Raw genomic sequence first — 18,366 nt, forward strand, 5'->3', positions numbered from 1 at the left:
CGTGCTACAGCGTCCCTTGCGCGACTGATAAGACATGCGGCGCTGTCAGCGCATCGACGAGGTCTAAACGGATGCTGTTTTACGGTGTTGCGGAACCGCTCTGGCGCCTCATCGCCTTTGGCGCTGCCTTTGCCCTCCTCGCGCTACTCGAACTCTCTCATCCGCGTCTGGAACGACCGGAGCTCGTGAAAGCCTTGAAGGCGCGTCGTTGGGCGACGAACCTTTCGATCCTCCTTCTCTCCTCGCTGTTCCTGCGCATCGTCTTTCCGGCCGCCGCCACAGGCGTCGCGCTCTGGGCCGGCATACACGGATATGGGGCGCTGCCCGCACTCGGCTTCCCACCGCTTCTCTCCGGCCTCATCGCATTCGTCGTCTTGGATTTCGCCGTCTGGCTGGAACATGTCGCGTCCCATAAGCTGCCGATCCTCTGGCGCATCCACCGCGTCCACCATACCGACCCCGGCGTCGACCTGACGACCGCGCTCCGCTTCCATCCGCTGGAAATTCTTCTGTCGATGGTGTGGAAGGCGGCGATCATTGTCACGCTTGGCGCTCCAGCCCTATCCGTCCTGCTTTTCGAAATCGTTCTCAACGCCGGCGCCATGTTCAACCACGCCAATCTGCGACTGCCGTCCAAGGCCGAGAAGAGGCTGCGGCGTCTCATCGTCACGCCGGACATGCATCGCATCCATCACTCCGTCGAGAGAAACGAGACGGATTCCAACTACGGGTTCAATCTTTCCATCTGGGACCGGCTGTTCGCGACCTATGTGGCACAGCCGGCAAATGGCGACGATGCGATCGAAACGGGCCTCCGGGCTTATGGGCGCGACAAGCCGACCAGGCTCGTCTGGTCGCTGATGCTGCCCTTCCGGCGCGGCTAGAGCATCCTGCTTTCAAGTGGAATCACTGAAAGCGGATAAGATGCTCTAGAATCAAAGTGCTATAGCGTCCTTTGTGCGTTCATTTGAACGCACGGCGCTCTACTGCATAATTCCTTAAATCGGAATCGATTTAAGGATAAAATCATGCAGCAAATCAAAGTGCTACAGCGGCCTTGGCGCGTCCGATTGGACGCGCGGCGCTGTAGGAGTCAGTAGATACCGTTCGGGAAATAGCGCAGATAAATCTCCTCGAGCCTGCCGCTGCGCGACAGCGCCAGCAAGGCGTGATCGATCGCCTGGGTCAATGCCGGCTCGGCCTTGCGGTTCATGATCGTCAAGCCTTCGCCGAGAAAGCGCTCAGAGAAATAGGCGCCATCGAGCAGAGCGCAGCATCCTCCGGCGGCGCTGGCCGAAACCCAGAAGGAGAGCTGCATGCCGTCGGAGAAGACGGCCGCAACCGAACCCTGCCGCAGTGCGGAGAGCATTGCATCCCGGTTCGGAAAGGCCTTGGCATCGACCTTCGGAAAGAAGGCCTTCAGCATGGCCTCGTGCGTCGTGCCGGAAACGACGCCGACGGGCTTGCCGTCAAGCGCGGCCGTGCTTGTCACGAGATCTTCGGCCTTGGTGTTGACCGCAAAACGAGCCGGCAACTGCATGAAGGGCCTGGAGAAGGCGAAGCGCTGGCGCAGCTCCGGGCGAACTGCGATGCCCGCGGCGACGGCCTCCCCCTGGCCTTGTTCCAACGCCGGGATGAGTTCCGCATAGGTCACCGCCTGAATCTGGCATTTGTCCTCGATCTCGAGCTCGCGGCAGATTTCGCGGGCGAGATCGACATGGAAGCCGGAAAGCTTGCCCGATTGGTCGATGAAATTGAACGGCGGGAAATCGACTGTCGTCAGAAAACGAAGCCGCGCGAGTCCGGTCAGGTCCGGTCGGGCGATGCGTTCGCGGGCGTCGAAGAGGAGGGGCAGATCCCGCGATTGCGCGAGCACCGGTTCGGCGATGAGGAAGGCGCAGAGCGCGAGGATTCCGCAAATTCGTAGACTCAGGGCACGCGTCATTGCGATCCGATACTTGACGATCCGACACTGGGAGCCGCGGCCTGGAAACACGCGGATTCGATTTGGTTTTCCAGAGATTATCGAGATGTTGTCCGACTGGCTACAGGAACCTTGACGAGACGGGCAGGCGCCACTCCGGAAGTTCCTTCATCGTTACAAGGGACAGAAGAAGTGGAGCGGGTGATCGGGATCGAACCGACGACATCAAGCTTGGGAAGCTGGCGTTCTACCACTGAACTACACCCGCGACAGAAGCGGAAATTTCATCAACGGCCGCGTTCTGTCAAGCGCCTACAGCGTCGTGCGTCCTATTAGACGCACAAAAGGTCGCTGTAGCGCCGTGAATCGCTGCATCACTCGGCGCGAAAATGCTTGGAAAGCTTCAGGCCTTGCGCCTGATAGTTCGAGCCGAGGTCGAGGCCATAGAGACCTTCCGGCCGCTCCATCATGTGCTCGTAGACGAGGCGGCCGACGATCTGCCCGTGCTCCAGAATGAACGGCACTTCGTGGCTGCGCACCTCCAGCACCGCCCGACTGCCGCTGCCGCCGGCCGACGCGTGCCCGAAGCCAGGATCGAAGAAGCCGGCATAGTGAACGCGGAACTCGCCGACCAGAGGATCGAAGGGCGTCATTTCGGCCGCGTAGAGCGGCGGAACATGGACGGCCTCCCGCGAGACGAGGATATAGAACTCGTCCGGATCGAGGATCAGATCGTCGCGGCCGCGGCTGTAAAGCGGCTCCCAGAAGTCGAAGACCGGGTGTTCCGCCTTCTTGTCGACATCGACCACCGAGGTGTGGTGCTTGCCGCGGTAGCCGATGAGGCCGTCCGGACCAGTGCCCTTGAGATCGATCGAGAGCGCAATGCCGCCGCCGGTGACGTTGGGCCGCTCGCTCGCCACGAGCACATCGCTTTCGTGCAGCGCCAGCAACTCCTGTTCAGAGAGCACGGCATGCCCGACACGGAAGCGGATTTGCGACAGGCGGGAGCCGCGCCTGACGACGATCGGAAAGGTGCGCGGGCTGATCTCCAGATAGAGCGGGCCGCTGTAGCCGGCGGGGATCTTGTCGAATTCCTGTGCCCTGTCGGTGATGACGCGCGTGAAGATATCGAGGCGGCCGGTGGAGCTCTTCGGATTGGCGGAGGCCGACATGTTCTCCGGTAGTGCGAGGCTCTCCATCAGTGGCACGATATAGACGCAACCGGTCTCCAGCACCGCGCCGTCGGTGAGGTCAATGACATGCAATTTCAGGCGATCGAGCTTATCCGCGACAAGGTGGGCCGGGCCGGGCATGAAGCTCGCCCGAACGCGAAACGCCTTGGCGCCGAGGCGCAGATCAAGGCTTGCCGGCTGGATCTGGTCCTCATCCAGCGGCCTCTCGCTTTTCAAGCGCCCCGAGGCAAACAGCGCCGCAATCGCGCGGTCGGCCAAAATCCCTGTCTCGCGAGCCATACCGATCCTCATTCCAGTTGCCCGACAAAACCAAACTCCGGGAATTGACGCAAGCACGCCCAGGCAGTATTGGAGCTTTATCCCGTGGTGATTTGGCCGGTCGGCTTGCAGCCACGTTAAACAAGTAGCTAAAAAGGCCGGGTGTCAAACCGGCCCGTTTCGCGGCCGGTTTTTTTGTTTTGAAAGTGATTGTCGCATGAGCAAGACTTGGCGCCCGGCAACCCAACTCGTCCACGGCGGAACCCTCCGTTCGCAGTACGGCGAGACCTCCGAAGCAATCTTTCTGACACAGGGTTTCGTCTACGAAACATCCGAAGCGGCCGAAGCCCGTTTCAAGGGCGAGACCGACGGCTTCATCTATGCGCGCTACGGCAGTCCGACCAACGACATGTTCGAAAAGCGCATGTGCATGCTCGAAGGGGCCGAAGACGCCCGCGCCACCGCCTCCGGCATGGCCGCCGTTGCCTCGGCGATCCTCTGCCAGGTGAAGGCCGGCGATCACATCGTCGCCGCCCGCGCGCTTTTCGGCTCGTGCCGCTGGGTCGTGGAAACGCTCGCGCCCAAATACGGCGTCGAATGCACGCTCGTCGATGGCCGCGATCTCGCAAACTGGGAGAAGGCGGTGCGCCCGAACACCAAGGTCTTCTTCCTGGAGAGCCCGACCAACCCGACGCTCGAAGTGATCGACATCGCCGGCGTCGCGAAACTCGCCGATCAGGTGGGCGCCAAGCTGGTCGTCGACAACGTTTTTGCAACTCCCCTCTTCCAGAAGCCGCTGGAGCTCGGCGCCCATGTGGTCGTCTACTCCGCCACCAAGCACATTGACGGCCAAGGCCGCTGCCTTGGCGGCGTCGTGCTTTCCAGCAAGGAATGGATCGACGAAAACCTGCACGATTATTTCCGCCATACGGGCCCGGCGATGTCGCCGTTCAATGCCTGGACATTGCTCAAGGGCGTCGAGACGCTTCCCTTGCGCGTGAAGCAGCAGACCGAAAGCGCCCGCCTGATCGCCGACTTCCTGGCCGAGCAGCCGCAGGTCGGCCGTGTCATCTATCCCGGCCGCAAGGACCATCCGCAGGCGGATATCATCGCCAAGCAGATGAGCGGCGGTTCGACGCTGGTGGCGTTTGAACTGAAGGGCGGCAAGGAGGCAGCCTTCGCGCTTCAGAACGCATTGGAAATCGTCCGGATCTCCAACAATCTCGGCGACTCCAAGAGCCTGATCACCCATCCGGCGACGACAACGCACAAGAACCTGACGGAGGAAGCTCGCGCCGAACTCGGCATTTCCTCCGGCACCGTGCGCTTCTCCGCCGGCATCGAGGACGGTGAGGATCTCATCGAGGATTTCGCCCGCGCCTTGAGAAGCGTGAAGGCGTAACTATAGCAGGCCACGTTTTGTTGATGCCGCCCGTACATGCACGGGCGGTTTTTATTGCGGATCGAAGAAGCTGAGGCGGGCAAGAACGATCCGCGATACGGCCGTGTAAAGGCAGACGACCGCGAATACTGCCGCGAGAGGCGGGAACCACCCGGGAAACAGACAGAAGGCCAGAAAAACAACGATGGTCTCGGTCGCTTCGGCGAGCCCTGTCGTGAAATAGAGCGACTTTGCTCCGCGCACGCTGGTCGTCATCGCGCGCTTCTCGGCCATGATGGAATAGGCGAGAAAGCTCGATCCGTTGACATAAAAGGAGAAAAGCAGAAATGCGCCGGCAAGGGCGTTCGCAGCTGGATCCGCGACGATGAAGGCGAGCGGGATTGCGCCATAGAAGGCGAAGTCGAGGACGATATCGAGAAATCCGCCGAAATCCGTGCCGTGGCTGGCGCGTGCGACGGCTCCGTCGAGACCGTCGCACAGACGGCTGAGCAGGATCATGACGGCTCCGGCGAGATAGAACCGGTATGCTATGAGACCGGCGGCCGCCAGTCCGAGACCGAGACCGAAAAACGTGATGGTGTCGGCCTTTACGCCGCGCTTGACCAGAGCGGCGCCGAGCCGGTCAAGGAGCGGATCAAGCTGCCTGCGCACCGCACCGTCGAGCATGGATCTCGGCTCCGCCTAATTTGAATGGGCCTCGTGCAATCTTGCTGTTATTCTTGCCGAAACCATATTGCAGTAGAATACCCAAATAGATTTGGCATAGGGTGTTGCACATGTATCGTGCCCTGACTCGCGACATCGAGGTCACCGTCGAACCGTACTATCTGGAAGAACAGTCGGATCCGGACGATAGCCGCTATGTTTGGGGCTATCGCATCGTGATATCAAACCATTCAGACATCACCGTTCGCCTGATGACCCGTTACTGGCACATTACCGACGAGAACGGCCAGGTGGACGAAGTGAGTGGCCCCGGCGTGATCGGCGAGCAGCCTCTGCTCAATCCCGGCGACACTTACGAATATTCCTCCGGTTGCCCGCTGGATACCCCCTCGGGCGTCATGTTCGGCCACTACAGCATGGAGGCCGAAGACGGGGAGACCTTCAACGTGGCGATCCCCGCCTTCTCGCTCGATTCACCCGGGCTTGTCCGCACCCTGAACTGAGGGTGCGGCTCCTACAGCGTCGCGCGTCTTACCAGACGCGCCAAGGACGCTTTAGCACCTCAGTCGAGGCGCCTCACTGGGAGCGCACTTCGCTCGCCTCGAAGCGATAGGTGGTGGAGCAGAACTCGCACGTCACCTTGATCACGCCGTCCTCGATGCTGTTCTCGATATCGTCGCGGTCGAGCCCGGCCAATACCCCTCGGATCTTCTCGCGCGAGCAGCTGCAGCGATCAAAGACCGCTTGCGGCTGATAAACGCGGACTCCGCGCTCGTGGAACAGGCGATAGAGCAGCCTTTCCGTCCCGACGGTCGGGTCGGTCAACTCGTCGGTATCGATCGTTTCGACCATCACCTTGGCTTCCGACCAGAGATCGTCCTCCTCGAAGAGATGGATGGCCTCCCCCTCATCGCCATCGCCACCCGGAAGGTCCGGTTGGCGCATGCGTTCAGGTGCGTCCGGCAGGAACTGGGCAACCATACCGCCGGCGCGCCAGCGGTGCCGCGGCTTTCCGTCCTCGTCGCGATCGAGAAGCTCGGCGACACCGAGGCGCACCTTGGTCGGAATCTGCTCCGACTGACGGAAATAGGCGCCAGCAATGTCCTCAAGCGTTGCACCGTCGAGTTCGACAATGCCCTGGTAGCGCTGCATATGAGCGCCCTGGTCAATGGTGAAGGCAAGGACCCCCTTGCCGAGGAGCTCATGAGGCTCTGTGCGTCCATCCTGCTCGGCTGCAGCCAGAGCTTCCTGACTGTAACGAGCATAGGCGCGAACTCGGTCCGGGGTGGAAAAATCGGCGACGACAAGATCGACCGGACCATCACCCTGGGTCTGAACGATCAGCTTGCCCTCGAACTTCAGCGAAGTGCCAAGCAGTACCGTCAGCACCACTGTTTCAGCGACCAGACGAGCCACCGGCAGCGGATAATTGTGCCGCTCCAGGATGGCATCGAGCATCGGTCCGAGTTGCACGGCGCGTCCGCGCACATCGAGCCCCTCGACGTGGAAAGGCACGACATGGTCGTCACCGGCAAAATCGAACTCGCCAAGCCCCCGTGCTGTTTCTGTCATATCTTGCTCCTTGCATCACGGGCGAAGTTGCGTGGAGACATGGATTTCTCCGGCGCAGCCTGCCCGTTATTTCATTTGACCCTGTCGCGAACGAAGTTGTCCAGAAGGTTGTGCATTTCGACGGTGCGCACGCGCCCGCAATGCACGATGACTGATGGCGACCACTGTCCGGTAGCAGAACCGGAGCCGCCCGCTTGCCGCCCTAAATTGTGTTTCAGCCCGATAAATTCAATAGCCGTCCCGGTTTCCCAAGATCGGGCTGCTCGTCAGACGACGCCCATGCACCAGGCGAGGATCGATTTTTGCGCATGCAGCCGGTTTTCCGCCTCGTCGAAAACGACCGATTGCGGGCCATCAATGACCTCATCCGTCACCTCTTCGCCGCGGTGCGCCGGCAGGCAGTGCATGAACAATGCATCCGGCGCAGCATGCTTCATCAGGGCCCCGTTGACCTGATACGGCTGGAAAACATTGTGCCCGCGTGCGCGGTGCTCCTGGTTCATCGATACCCACGTGTCGGTGACGACGCAATTGGCGTCGGCGACGGCCTGCTCGGCCTCATGGCAAAGCAGGATCTCGCCGCCATTGTTGCGTGCCCAGTTGAGGAATTTGTCCTGTGGTTCGGACCCGAGCGGCACCGCCATGTTCATGCGATATCCGAAGCGCGCGGAGCCTTCGATCAGCGAATGAAGGACGTTGTTGCCGTCGCCCGTCCAGGCGATCGTCTTGCCCTTGACCGGTCCTCGATGCTCCTCGAAGGTCATGATGTCGGCCATGATCTGGCAGGGATGCGTATCGTCGGTCAGGCCGTTGATGACCGGCACCGTAGCGTGTTCGGCGAGCTCCAGCAGCCGCCGATGGTCTGTCGTGCGGATCATGATCGCGTCCACATAGCGCGAAAGTACCTTGGCGGTATCGCCGATCGTCTCGGCCCGGCCAAGCTGCATTTCCGTTCCGGAGAGAAACAGCGTCTCGCCACCGAGCTGGCGCATGCCGACATCAAAGGAGACGCGCGTGCGGGTGGAGGGCTTTTCGAAAATCATCGCGAGCATCTTACCGGCAAGCGGACGTCCGGCGGTGCCATCCTTCGTCGCCGTCTTGCGAACGCGGGCGTCGTCAATGATCGTCCTCAAGTCGGCGGCCGCCATCGCCGAGATGTCGAGAAAATGTCTGGTACCTGTCATTGCTCAGAATTCCTGTCGTGAAAGTCGGGCCGCTCAGGCCGCCGCGTTGCCGCTGTTGCTCTTGACCGCCTCGGCGGCGCGCTCGATCCTTGCGAGCCCTTCCCGGGCCTCGGCGGCGGTGGTGATCAACGGCGGCAGCAGGCGCAGCACGTTTTCGCCGGCGGGAACTACGAGCAGCTTCTCGGCGCGGATTGCTTTCAACAGGTCAGCCGAGGGCACCTTTGCCTTGATGCCAAGCAACAGCCCGTCGCCGCGGATTTCCTCGATCACATCCGGGAAACGGTCCTTGAGCGACGCGAGCCCCTGCCGGAAGACAAGAGCGACATCGCGCACCTGCTCGAGGAACCCGTCGGCAAGAACGACGTCGAGCACCGCGTTTCCGACCGCCATCGCCAACGGATTACCGCCATAGGTCGAGCCATGCGTGCCCGTGACCATGCCGGCTGCCGCTTCTTCAGTCGCCAGGCATGCGCCCAGCGGAAAGCCGCCGCCGATGCCCTTGGCGACCGCCATGATATCCGGCCGGATGCCGGCCCATTCATGGGCGAAAAGCTTGCCGGTCCGGCCAATGCCGGTCTGGACCTCATCGAGGATCAACAGCAGGCCGAACTCGTCGCAAAGCGCCCGCAACTCCTGCAGGAACTCCTTGCTCACCGGGCGAACGCCGCCCTCGCCCTGGATCGGCTCGATCAGGATCGCCGCCGTCTCGTCATTGATCGCATCCTTGACCGCGGCGATGTCGCCGAAGGGAACCTGGTAGAAGCCAGGTGCCTTTGGTCCGAAACCCTCGATGTACTTCTGTTGGCCACCGGCCGCGATCGTCGCGATCGTGCGGCCATGGAAGGCGCCCTCGAAGGTGATGACATGGAATTTTTCCGGGTTCCCCCTGGCGAAATGATAGCGGCGCGCGGTCTTGATGGCGCATTCCAGCGCTTCTGCACCCGAATTGGTGAAGAACACGCGATCCGCGAATGTCACTGCCGTCAGCCGGCGCGCCAGGCTTTCCTGGCCCGGAATTTCGTAGAGGTTGGAAAGATGCCAGACCTTGTCCGCCTGCGACTTCAGCGCCTCGACCAGGTGCGGATGGGCATGGCCAAGCGCATTCACGGCGACGCCGGCGGCAAAATCGAGATAGCGCGAGCCGTCCTCGGCAATGAGCCACACGCCTTCGCCTCGCTCGAAACGCAACGGCGCGCGCATATAGGTGTCGTAGAGCGGCGTTGTTGCGGCCATGGCGAACTTCTCCTTCCGTCCTGTTGGCATCGATATCGGGCGATCGCGCCCGATAAAAATCAAAAATGCCGCCTTTCGGCGGCGCAGGCACTATTCCCATTTCGCACCGCAATGTCAACAAAACCAAGGCTTGCAGCGCGCTTGAATGCCCGGATTCCGACGTGCGAAAAAACGTGCCGCAGGGGCTTGCAAAAATGCAACGGCCAGCCAGCAAGTTGGGGAAAACTCCGAAATCGATTCGGCGCGATTCCCGCGACTCTTGCCACGGAGTCACCCTGCCAGTAGGTTAATATTCAATTACTAGACGCATGCGGCGGACCTAGTCACCAAAAGAGTTATCGCGTTGCAGCTCCGGACTTTTTTCCGGAGCTTGGTGATGGATTCTGCCATCCAACGCCGAGAACGGGGAGTGCAGAAATGAACTGGACTGACGAGCGGGTGGAGAAACTGAAGAAGCTGTGGTCCGAGGGCCTGAGCGCCAGCCAGATCGCGGCACAACTGGGTGGCGTCAGCCGCAACGCCGTGATCGGCAAGGTTCACCGGTTGAGCCTGCCGGGCCGTGCGAAGGCGGGTGGCACGACCACTGCCGCGCGTCCGAAGCGCACCACGTCCGCTCCCCGGGCACCGAACTATGCCGCGCGCGTCGCCACCCGCACCGTCACCCGCACCGCCGGCGCGACCGTGCTGAAGGAAGAGGTCGAAGTCGATCTCGTCGCCGACCAGGACATCGAACTCGCACCGAACGTCGTCATCCCGATGTCGCGGCGCCTCGGCCTGACGGAGCTCACGGAGCGCACCTGCAAGTGGCCGATCGGCGACCCGCTGAAGGAAGAGTTCCATTTCTGCGGCAACGACTCGCCGGAATCGTCGCCCTATTGCAGCTATCACACGCGGCTCGCCTATCAGCCTTCCGCCGAGCGCCGGCGCATGCGCTGACCGACCGCGAGCAAACATAATTGAAAAAGGGGCGGTGACGCCCCTTTTTTGATGCCTGTGGAAGCGGGCGGGTGGCCTCAGCTTTCCAGTGAATAGCCGGCGCCGCGTACGGTGCGGATGACATCGGGCATGTTGGAGAAGTTCAACGCCTTGCGAAGGCGGCCGACATGCACGTCCACGGTGCGCTCGTCGACATAGATGTCATGTCCCCACACGCCGTCGAGAAGCTGCGAACGGGAGAAGACGCGCCCCGGCGAGGACATCAGGAACTCCAGGAGCCGGAACTCCGTCGGTCCGAGCCGGACTTCACGGCTGCGCCTGTGGACACGGTGCGTCTCGCGATCGAGTTCGATGTCGCCGCAGCGCAACAGCGTCGAAAGCACCTCGGGCTTGGCCCGCCTGAGCATTGCCTTCACTCTCGCCATCAGTTCCGGCGTCGAAAACGGTTTGACGACATAGTCGTCCGCGCCGGTGGCAAGCCCGCGAACGCGTTCGCTTTCCTCGCCCCGCGCGGTGAGCATGATGATCGGCAGGCGCTCCGTTTCCGGCCTCTGCCGCAGCCGGCGGCAGAGTTCGATGCCGGAGACCCCGGGCAGCATCCAGTCGAGGATCAGGAGATCGGGCAACCGCTCCTGAAGGCGGATCTCGGCCTCGTCTCCACGCAAGATCGTATCGACGTCGAAACCTTCGGCTTCGAGATTGTAGCGCAGGAGGACGCTCAGCGCCTCCTCGTCCTCGACTACGGCTATCTTCGGCAACATTCGGTCATGCTCCTTCCCACGCGCGGGTGCCATCATGCCACCGCGGCACAGTATGGGCCGCGGAAAACCGCGACCGGTATAAGATCAACGCATGCACTAGGGCATACGGCTATCGGGCACTCTAGTCCGTCACAGAGCCTAGCGTGGACGTCGTGTCGTCCTTCGGCCGCTCGCCCTGCGGCTGGGCGCCCGTCGCCATGTAGTAGATAGTTTCGGCAATGTTGGTCGCGTGGTCGCCGATACGCTCAATGTTCTTGGCACAGAAGAGAAGATGCGTGCACGGCGTGATGTTGCGCGGATCTTCCATCATATAGGTGAGCAGTTCGCGGAAAAGCGACGTGTAGATCGCGTCGATCTCCTCGTCGCGCTCGCGGATGCTGTTTGCCTTTTCCGGCGAGCGGGAGGCATAGACGTCGAGCACCTCCTTGAGCTGGACCAAGGCCAGTTCCGCCAGGTGCTCCAGGCCACGGGCGAGCTTGCGCGGGATGCCGGATCCGGCGACCGCGATCACGCGCTTGGCGGTGTTCTTGCCTAAATCGCCGACACGTTCCAGATCGGCGGCGATACGGATCGACCCCATGATCTCGCGGAGATCCGAGGCCATAGGCTGACGCTTGGCGATGGTGACGATCGCCTTGTCGCCGATTTGGCGCTCGGCATCGTCAAGGATGGCGTCGTCGGAAATCACCTTCTGCGCCAGCGCCAGGTCGGAATTCACGAGCGCCCGGACGGAATCGGCCACCATCTGCTCGGCAAGCCCTCCCATTTCCGAGACGCGGCGCGTCAGATATTTCAGCTCGTCGTCAAACGCCGACGTGATGTGTGTAGGTGACATGTTTCGTTCCTCGAACTCGCAAACCCGTTGACCAGATCATTTCATGCTCCGTCGAAACGCTGAAATGACCTAACTCCTTGAACTTACACAAATCCAGAGGAGAACCGTTGCGCGCTCTTCCTGGAATTGCCCTGGTCGCCTGGCTTAGCCAAACCGACCCATGATGTAGTCCTGCGTGCGCTGGTCATCCGGATTGGTGAACATCTTATCGGTATCGTTCTCCTCGACGAGATTGCCGAGGTGGAACATGGCGGTGCGCTGCGAGACGCGCGCGGCCTGCTGCATAGAGTGCGTCACGATGACGATCGTGAAGTTCGCGCGAAGTTCGTGAATGAGTTCCTCGACCTTCGCGGTAGCGATCGGATCGAGTGCCGAACAGGGCTCGTCCATCAGGATCACCTCGGGGCTGACGGCAACGGCGCGCGCAATACAGAGACGCTGCTGCTGGCCACCGGAAAGGCCTGTACCCGGCTCGTGCAGGCGATCCTTGACCTCGTTGAAAAGACCGGCCCTTTGCAGGCTCGTTTCGACGATCTCGTCGAACTCAGCCTTGGTGCGGGCGAGGCCATGAATACGAGGACCGTAGACGACGTTCTCGTAGATCGACTTCGGAAACGGGTTCGGTTTCTGGAACACCATGCCGACACGGGCCCGCAGTTCCACGACGTCGATCGACGGATCGTAAATGTCGTCCTCGTCGAGCGTGATCTTGCCGGTCACGCGGCAGTTCTCGATCGTGTCGTTCATACGGTTCAGCGTGCGCAGAAACGTCGACTTGCCGCAGCCCGACGGACCGATCAAGGCTGTCACGGTGTTTTCACGGATATTGAGATTGACGTCGAAAAGCGCGCGCTTCTCGCCGTAATAGACCGACACATCCTTGCCGATCATCTTGTAGGGTACCGTGTTCATTTTCAGGTCCAGAACTTTTTCCACTGCAGCTTCCGACATCATGTTCATAGTCCTTACCCCACTACCAGCGACGCTCAAAGCGACGCCGCAAGAGAATTGCGCCCAGGTTCATGATCACGAGGAAGATCAGGAGAATGATGATCGCTCCCGAGGTCCGCTCCACAAAGGCGCGTTCCGGCTCATTTGCCCACATGTAGATCTGCACCGGCAGTGCCGTGGAGGGCTCCAGCGGCGAACCGGGATAGTCGACAACGAAGGCCACCATGCCGATCAGGAGCAGCGGCGCCGTTTCGCCAAGCGCATGCGCAAGGCCGATGATCGTACCGGTCAGAATGCCCGGCATGGCGAGCGGCAGCACATGGTGGAAGATCGTCTGCATCCTCGATGCGCCGAGACCCAGTGCCGCGGAACGGATCGACGGCGGCACCGCCTTCAACGCCGCACGGGTGGCGATGATGATTGTCGGCAGCGTCATCAGCGTCAGCACGAAGCCGCCGACGAGGGCCGCCGAACGCGGCATGCCGGCGAAGTTGACGAATACGGCAAGACCAAGAAGGCCGTAAACGATCGACGGCACGGCGGCGAGATTGTTGATGTTGACTTCGATCAGATCCGTAAGCCGGTTCTTCGGCGCGAACTCCTCGAGATAGATCGAGGCGGCAACACCGATCGGCAGCGCCAGGACAAGCACGATCAGCATCATGTAGAGCGAGCCGACAAGTGCGACGCCGACACCCGCCGCTTCCGGACGGCTCGACGCGCCAAAGGTGAAGATACCGGTGTTGAAGCTCTTCTTGAGCACGCCGGCATCGGCAAGCTGGTTCATCCAGGCGACCTGCTGATCCTTGACCTTGCGCCTGCCCTCATCCACCGACAGGTCGATCTGACCCTTGAAAGCGGAGTCGATATTCGCCTCTGCAAGGAGGGTGACCGGCACGGTCTTGCCGATCAGCGACGGATCAGCAACGACCATGTTGCGCAGCTGCATGCGCGCGCTGGGCGAGATCATGTCCGTCGCCTGCTTGAGCAGCGGCCGCTTCGTCGGGTCGAGGCCGAGCTGCTTCACGAGAGCATTGCGTACGAGCAGAGGATAGTTTGCGGTCATCAGCGCCTTGGGATCGGTGGCGCGCTCGTTCTTCGGATCGATCACCTTCTCGGAGAATTCGATCGGCAGCGTGATCGTCGTCTGCAGGAAGGCGGTGTAACCATTGGAGACGACCGTCGAGATGAGGATCGCCAGAAACAGGAGGCCAAGGGTGATTGCGGTGATGCCGTAGGCGCGGAAGCGCCGCTCCGCCGCATAACGGCGCTTGATACCGATATCGCGGCGTGTTTCGGCGGGACGGGTGGAGACCCTTACCGTGGAGGTGGCAAGCTCGGTCATTCGTACTGTTCCCGGTATTTGCGCACGATGTAGAGCGCGTAGATGTTGAGGCAGAGCGTGATGACGAACAGCGTGATGCCGAGCGCGAAGGCGACCAGCGTCTGCGGCGACGTGAACTCCAGGTCGCCCGTCAACTGATTGACGATCTTGACCGTCACCGTCGTCATCGGCTCGAAGGGGCTGAATTGCATGCGCGCTGCGACGCCGGCGGCAAGCACGACGATCATCGTTTCACCGACCGCTCGCGAGGCCGTCAGCAACAGTGCGCCGACGATGCCGGGCAGTGCGGCCGGCAGGATGACCTTCTTCACCGTCTCCGAACGCGTGGCACCAAGGCCAAGAGAGCCATCGCGCAGCGCCCGCGGCACCTGGGTGATGATGTCGTCGGACAAAGAGGAGACGAACGGGATGAGCATGATGCCCATGACGATGCCGGCCGTGATGACGCTCTGTGCCTGAATGAAGTTCTGGTAGCTGCCGGTGATGAGACCGCTCAATTGCGCCGAGATATCGCGCAGGAATGGACCGACCGTCACGAGTGCGAAGAAGCCATAGACGATCGTCGGGATGCCGGCGAGCACCTCGAGGAGCGGCTTGGCGGTCGAACGCAGCCGCGGGCTGGCGTATTCGGCCATGTAGATCGCCGCGAAAAGGCCGATCGGCACGGCGAAAAGCATGGCGACGAAAGCAATGTAGAGCGTGCCGGCGAGCAGCGGCAGCAGACCAAACTGGCCCGAGGCACCGGAATTGCCGGCCGCGGCGAAACGCGGATCCCAGACGGTGCCGAAGAAAAACTCGACGGGCGATACCATGCTGAAGAACCGGCCGGCCTCCGACAGCATCGAACCGACGATGCCGATCGTCGTCAGGATGGCGATGGACGAGGCAACGACGAGCCCGCCCAGCATGACCCGCTCCACCTGATTGCGGGCACGGAAACGCGTCGAGACATTGCGGATCGCGTAGAGAGCGCCGGTAACGGCAATCAGAAGCACGACCGCGCTCATCAGCCAACGGCTGTAGTAACGCATTGCGTTGAACTGCTGCGCCGCCTCGATCATATACGGCTCGCCTTCACCGGCAAGCGGCACGCCCTTGGCCGCGAGCGCCTCACGAAGGTTGGCACTACCATTTTCAACCGCTGCAAGTTCGGCAGGGCTCAAGCGGCTGAGACCCACGGCAACGGACTTGACCTGGCCGAGCGCGAGCTGGGCATTCGCCTCACCCTGGCTCTGCACAGAATCGGGAAGAGCCGAGCGGACACTTGCATCGACGTAGATCGGCGAGGCGACCAGCCATGCGGCCAGCACGAGTACAGCGGGCAACATGGCCCATATGGCGACGTAGCTGCCGTGGTAGCCAGGCAGGGAATGCAGGTTCGAGAGCTTGCCGCCCGACCGCGCGAGCGAGCGCGCACGACCGGCAAAATAAGCAATGAAACCAATCAAAACAATCAACAAAAGTAGGAGCGAAGTACTCATCGGCACGTCTCCCTGGTAAAGGCCATGCCAAGCCACCGGCAATATCGAATGAACACACACCCCGGCGCAACAACGAGTCGCGCCGGGGTGCGTCTTTAAAATCAGAGCATGTTGCCAGCTTCGAAGGACTTGCGAATTTCTTCGCGCTCGGCGTCCGGAGCGGAAACGAGGCCGTACTCAGCGAGCGGGCTGTCGGGGCCGATCATCTGGTCGTCGATGAAGAATTCGACATATTCCTTGAGACCCGGGACCACACCCATGTGCGCCTTCTTCACGTAGAAGAACAGCGGGCGCGAAACCGGATATTCGCCGGAAGCGATCGTTTCGGTCGAGGGAACGACGCCGCTGACGGTCGCAACCTTCAGCTTGTCGGCGTTGTTTTCGTAGAACGAAAGGCCGAACACGCCGATACCGGTCTTGTTGGACGCGATACGGGCAAGCGTTTCGGTGTAGTCGCCGTCGATGTCGACAGCCATGCCGTCCTTGCGAACAGCGACGCACTTGGCGAGCTGTTCCTTGGCATCGCTGACGGCAGCCTTGATGACGTCCTGGGCGCCCGATTCCTTGCAGCCTTCGTTGAGGATCTTCTCTTCGAAGACTTCGCGCGTGCCGTGCTTCTGGCCCGGGATATAGGCGGCGATTTCGGCGTCCGGAAGCGAAGCGTCGATTTCCGACCACTTCTTGTAGGGGTTGGCGACGAGCTTGCCGTCGACGACGACTTCAGCGGCCAGAGCCTTGTAGAGGTGTTCCGGCTTCAGGGCGAGGTCGGCGTTGCCGGCGTCGGTCGCGAACACGATGCCGTCATAGCCGATCTTGACTTCCTGGATTTCGGTCACGCCGGCTGCCTTGCAGGCCTCGATTTCGCTGTCCTTGATCTTGCGCGAGGAGTTGGCGATGTCGATCGTGTCTTCGCCGACGCCCTTGCAGAATTCCTTCAGACCGGCGCCGGAGCCGCCGGATTCGACGACCGGGGTCTTGAAGTCCGGAAAGGCTTCGCCGAAGCTTTCAGCGACGATCTTTGCGTAGGGAAGAACGGTCGAGGAGCCGGCGACCTGGATCTGGTCGCGAGCCGCTGCGGCGCCCGCGAATGCGGCCGAGGCGACCAGGGCCGCTACAGTGAGTTTAAGAGCTTTCATAATGTTCTCCCGGAATGGGCTTGTGTTGGTGCGCTTCGGTTGCAGCGCTCTCTTCGCCGTATGATCGGCTGCCCCTTGTTAGCCGCCGATGGCCACATCTTTTATGTCAGTTCGATGAAACATTTATGACAGCCTATGTCGTTGAAGAAGCTGCTTTATTCCGAATTCCGCGATGAGGCGACGACGTTTTGTGTCAGAAGCGGACCGTGAAGATCGTGCCCTTGCCGACCTCCGAATGGACAAGAAGACGGGCGCGGTGACGCGTGAGAATATGCTTGACGATCGCAAGCCCAAGACCGGTGCCTTTCTTGGAACGGCTCGCCTCGACATTAACCCGATAGAAACGTTCGGTAATTCTGGGTACATGCTCGGCCGGGATGCCCGGGCCGTGGTCGGTGACGGTCACTTCGGCCTGCTCGCCCTCGCCGGCTACGAGACGCACCTCGACCTTCTTGCCCTCCTGGCCGTATTTGCAGCCATTCTCGATCAAGTTCTCGAAAACCTCGATCAACTCGTCGCGATCTCCGCGGACGAAGACCGGTGCATCCGGAACGTCGAGCGAAATCGCCACGTCGAGCTCGGTTGCGAGCGGCAGCAGGCTGTCGCGCACGTGCCCGAGCAGCGGCGCCAGATCGACCATGTCTTCCGGGGCAAGATGCGACTTCAGTTCGAGCCTGGAGAGCGACAAAAGATCGTCGACGAGCCGGCTCATGCGGGTGACCTGCTCGTGCATGATGACGAAAAACTTCTCCTGCGCCTTCGGATCGTTGCGCGCCGGCCCCTGCAGCGTTTCGATGAAACCGCGGAGAGAGGCGAGCGGCGTGCGCAACTCGTGGCTGGCATTGGCGACGAAATCCGAGCGCATCCGGTCGATCCGGCGGGCCTGTGAAATGTCGCGATAGGTCAGCAGGAAGATACGCCGGCTCGAAGCGTCGGTTCCAATCTCGGCGGGCGCGACCCTCACAACATAGACGGCATCCGACGGCAGTCTCTCGGTGTGTTCGATCTGGTTGATCTTGCCGGTGGCGATTGTCTCGCGCACCATATCGAGGATGCCCGGGGAACGGACGCGCGCGGAAAGGTCGCTGTTCGGGGGGATCATGCCGAAGGCCTTCTCGGCAGCGCTGTTCTGAAACACCACGGTCTCATCCGCGGCGACCACGAGCACGGGCATATCGAGCGCGTTCAGCGCCGGAACCAGCGGGTCGCTTCCCTTCTCGGCGGCAACGACCCTCACTGGTGCCGGCGGCACCGACGGCACGCTGCGATTGAGCAGTGCGGCGGCAAGCACGATCCAGAACGGCAGCACGGCGAGGATATGAATACCGGCGAGCGTGGCGAGAATAGCGATGAGGACCGAAAGGCCGAGAACCCACCGTTCCGCCTTCAGCTTCGGCAGCAGCGTTCGCCAGAACACCTTTGCGTCGTCCAACACAACATCCTCATGACTCAATTGCCGTTCCCCCTGCTCACGATGCCGCGAAAGCAG

At 61.4% G+C, this 18,366-nt stretch carries 17 protein-coding genes, 1 tRNA gene and 1 riboswitch; of the genes, 4 read left to right on the plus strand and 14 right to left on the minus strand.

What is annotated here, in order from left to right; all coding sequences use genetic code 11:
* Window positions 1-71: 71 nt before the first annotated feature.
* Window positions 72-884: a sterol desaturase family protein gene (locus GHK62_RS10240; RefSeq protein ID WP_153438645.1), complete on the plus strand. Its 813-nt coding sequence runs from the start codon at window positions 72-74 to the stop codon at window positions 882-884.
* 209 nt (window positions 885-1,093) lie between these two features.
* On the opposite strand, the gene GHK62_RS10245 is transcribed toward GHK62_RS10240, so the two are convergent.
* From GHK62_RS10245 to GHK62_RS10255, 3 genes are all read right to left on the minus strand, one after another.
* Window positions 1,094-1,945, minus strand: coding sequence for a transporter substrate-binding domain-containing protein (locus GHK62_RS10245; protein ID WP_153438647.1), 852 nt, complete (start codon window positions 1,943-1,945; stop codon window positions 1,094-1,096).
* Window positions 1,946-2,117: 172 nt separating this feature from the next.
* Window positions 2,118-2,192 (minus strand) — tRNA-Gly (locus tag GHK62_RS10250).
* A 106-nt stretch (window positions 2,193-2,298) separates the two neighbouring features.
* Entirely contained in the window at window positions 2,299-3,396 is a 1,098-nt protein-coding gene (locus GHK62_RS10255; RefSeq protein WP_153438648.1) for a 2'-deoxycytidine 5'-triphosphate deaminase, read from the minus strand.
* A gap of 74 nt (window positions 3,397-3,470) precedes the next feature.
* Window positions 3,471-3,549: riboswitch (SAM riboswitch) on the plus strand.
* 43 nt (window positions 3,550-3,592) lie between these two features.
* Between GHK62_RS10255 and GHK62_RS10260 the strand changes: the two genes are divergently transcribed.
* Complete coding sequence (locus tag GHK62_RS10260; RefSeq protein ID WP_153438651.1) at window positions 3,593-4,777, plus strand: O-succinylhomoserine sulfhydrylase; 1,185 nt, start codon at window positions 3,593-3,595, stop codon at window positions 4,775-4,777.
* 51 nt (window positions 4,778-4,828) lie between these two features.
* Here GHK62_RS10260 and GHK62_RS10265 read toward each other — a convergent pair whose 3' ends face one another.
* Complete coding sequence (locus tag GHK62_RS10265; RefSeq protein ID WP_153438653.1) at window positions 4,829-5,443, minus strand: CDP-alcohol phosphatidyltransferase family protein; 615 nt, start codon at window positions 5,441-5,443, stop codon at window positions 4,829-4,831.
* Window positions 5,444-5,553: 110 nt separating this feature from the next.
* Between GHK62_RS10265 and apaG the strand changes: the two genes are divergently transcribed.
* Entirely contained in the window at window positions 5,554-5,946 is a 393-nt protein-coding gene (gene apaG, locus GHK62_RS10270) for a Co2+/Mg2+ efflux protein ApaG (RefSeq protein WP_153438655.1), read from the plus strand.
* A gap of 73 nt (window positions 5,947-6,019) precedes the next feature.
* Here the strand turns inward: apaG and GHK62_RS10275 are convergent, their stop codons facing one another.
* The 3 genes from GHK62_RS10275 to GHK62_RS10285 form a co-directional block, all read right to left on the minus strand.
* Window positions 6,020-7,015: an Hsp33 family molecular chaperone gene (locus tag GHK62_RS10275; RefSeq protein ID WP_153438656.1), complete on the minus strand. Its 996-nt coding sequence runs from the start codon at window positions 7,013-7,015 to the stop codon at window positions 6,020-6,022.
* Window positions 7,016-7,281: 266 nt separating this feature from the next.
* Window positions 7,282-8,199, minus strand: a complete 918-nt coding sequence (gene argF / locus GHK62_RS10280; RefSeq protein ID WP_153438658.1) for an ornithine carbamoyltransferase — start codon at window positions 8,197-8,199, stop codon at window positions 7,282-7,284.
* A 33-nt stretch (window positions 8,200-8,232) separates the two neighbouring features.
* Window positions 8,233-9,432 (minus strand): aspartate aminotransferase family protein, encoded by a 1,200-nt coding sequence (locus GHK62_RS10285; RefSeq protein ID WP_153438660.1) that lies wholly within the window; start codon window positions 9,430-9,432, stop codon window positions 8,233-8,235.
* Between the two features lie 417 nt (window positions 9,433-9,849).
* Between GHK62_RS10285 and GHK62_RS10290 the strand changes: the two genes are divergently transcribed.
* On the plus strand, window positions 9,850-10,368 hold the full coding sequence (locus GHK62_RS10290; RefSeq protein ID WP_153438662.1) for a GcrA family cell cycle regulator: 519 nt from the start codon (window positions 9,850-9,852) through the stop codon (window positions 10,366-10,368).
* Between the two features lie 77 nt (window positions 10,369-10,445).
* Here GHK62_RS10290 and phoB read toward each other — a convergent pair whose 3' ends face one another.
* The 7 genes from phoB to phoR form a co-directional block, all read right to left on the minus strand.
* Window positions 10,446-11,129, minus strand: coding sequence for a phosphate regulon transcriptional regulator PhoB (phoB, locus tag GHK62_RS10295; RefSeq protein WP_034797168.1), 684 nt, complete (start codon window positions 11,127-11,129; stop codon window positions 10,446-10,448).
* Between the two features lie 121 nt (window positions 11,130-11,250).
* A complete protein-coding gene (phoU, locus tag GHK62_RS10300; protein ID WP_153438664.1) occupies window positions 11,251-11,964 on the minus strand; it encodes a phosphate signaling complex protein PhoU in 714 nt (237 codons plus the stop codon).
* A 144-nt stretch (window positions 11,965-12,108) separates the two neighbouring features.
* Window positions 12,109-12,924: a phosphate ABC transporter ATP-binding protein PstB gene (gene pstB / locus GHK62_RS10305; RefSeq protein WP_153438666.1), complete on the minus strand. Its 816-nt coding sequence runs from the start codon at window positions 12,922-12,924 to the stop codon at window positions 12,109-12,111.
* A 13-nt stretch (window positions 12,925-12,937) separates the two neighbouring features.
* Window positions 12,938-14,260 carry a phosphate ABC transporter permease PstA gene (pstA, locus tag GHK62_RS10310; RefSeq protein WP_153438667.1) on the minus strand — a complete coding sequence of 441 codons (1,323 nt, stop codon included), beginning with the start codon at window positions 14,258-14,260 and terminating at the stop codon, window positions 12,938-12,940.
* On the minus strand, window positions 14,257-15,741 hold the full coding sequence (gene pstC / locus GHK62_RS10315; protein WP_153438669.1) for a phosphate ABC transporter permease subunit PstC: 1,485 nt from the start codon (window positions 15,739-15,741) through the stop codon (window positions 14,257-14,259). Before pstC ends, pstA begins: the two co-directional genes overlap by 4 nt.
* Before the next feature lie 101 nt (window positions 15,742-15,842).
* Window positions 15,843-16,877, minus strand: coding sequence for a substrate-binding domain-containing protein (locus GHK62_RS10320; RefSeq protein WP_153438671.1), 1,035 nt, complete (start codon window positions 16,875-16,877; stop codon window positions 15,843-15,845).
* 193 nt (window positions 16,878-17,070) lie between these two features.
* Window positions 17,071-18,330 (minus strand): phosphate regulon sensor histidine kinase PhoR, encoded by a 1,260-nt coding sequence (gene phoR, locus GHK62_RS10325; protein WP_153438673.1) that lies wholly within the window; start codon window positions 18,328-18,330, stop codon window positions 17,071-17,073.
* Window positions 18,331-18,366: the final 36 nt, after the last annotated feature.

It is taken from the genome of Sinorhizobium terangae (genome assembly GCF_009601505.1).
Taxonomy (GTDB): Bacteria; Pseudomonadota; Alphaproteobacteria; order Rhizobiales; family Rhizobiaceae; genus Sinorhizobium; species Sinorhizobium terangae.

Coding starts and splice junctions, on each gene's coding strand:
- GHK62_RS10240 (WP_153438645.1), top strand. CDS start 72: ATGCTGTTTTACGGTGTTGCGGAACCGCTCTGGCGCCTCATCGCCTTT.
- GHK62_RS10245 (WP_153438647.1), bottom strand. CDS start 1,945: ATGACGCGTGCCCTGAGTCTACGAATTTGCGGAATCCTCGCGCTCTGC.
- GHK62_RS10255 (WP_153438648.1), bottom strand. CDS start 3,396: ATGGCTCGCGAGACAGGGATTTTGGCCGACCGCGCGATTGCGGCGCTG.
- GHK62_RS10260 (WP_153438651.1), top strand. CDS start 3,593: ATGAGCAAGACTTGGCGCCCGGCAACCCAACTCGTCCACGGCGGAACC.
- GHK62_RS10265 (WP_153438653.1), bottom strand. CDS start 5,443: ATGCTCGACGGTGCGGTGCGCAGGCAGCTTGATCCGCTCCTTGACCGG.
- apaG (WP_153438655.1), top strand. CDS start 5,554: ATGTATCGTGCCCTGACTCGCGACATCGAGGTCACCGTCGAACCGTAC.
- GHK62_RS10275 (WP_153438656.1), bottom strand. CDS start 7,015: ATGACAGAAACAGCACGGGGGCTTGGCGAGTTCGATTTTGCCGGTGAC.
- argF (WP_153438658.1), bottom strand. CDS start 8,199: ATGACAGGTACCAGACATTTTCTCGACATCTCGGCGATGGCGGCCGCC.
- GHK62_RS10285 (WP_153438660.1), bottom strand. CDS start 9,432: ATGGCCGCAACAACGCCGCTCTACGACACCTATATGCGCGCGCCGTTG.
- GHK62_RS10290 (WP_153438662.1), top strand. CDS start 9,850: ATGAACTGGACTGACGAGCGGGTGGAGAAACTGAAGAAGCTGTGGTCC.
- phoB (WP_034797168.1), bottom strand. CDS start 11,129: ATGTTGCCGAAGATAGCCGTAGTCGAGGACGAGGAGGCGCTGAGCGTC.
- phoU (WP_153438664.1), bottom strand. CDS start 11,964: ATGTCACCTACACACATCACGTCGGCGTTTGACGACGAGCTGAAATAT.
- pstB (WP_153438666.1), bottom strand. CDS start 12,924: ATGAACATGATGTCGGAAGCTGCAGTGGAAAAAGTTCTGGACCTGAAA.
- pstA (WP_153438667.1), bottom strand. CDS start 14,260: ATGACCGAGCTTGCCACCTCCACGGTAAGGGTCTCCACCCGTCCCGCC.
- pstC (WP_153438669.1), bottom strand. CDS start 15,741: ATGAGTACTTCGCTCCTACTTTTGTTGATTGTTTTGATTGGTTTCATT.
- GHK62_RS10320 (WP_153438671.1), bottom strand. CDS start 16,877: ATGAAAGCTCTTAAACTCACTGTAGCGGCCCTGGTCGCCTCGGCCGCA.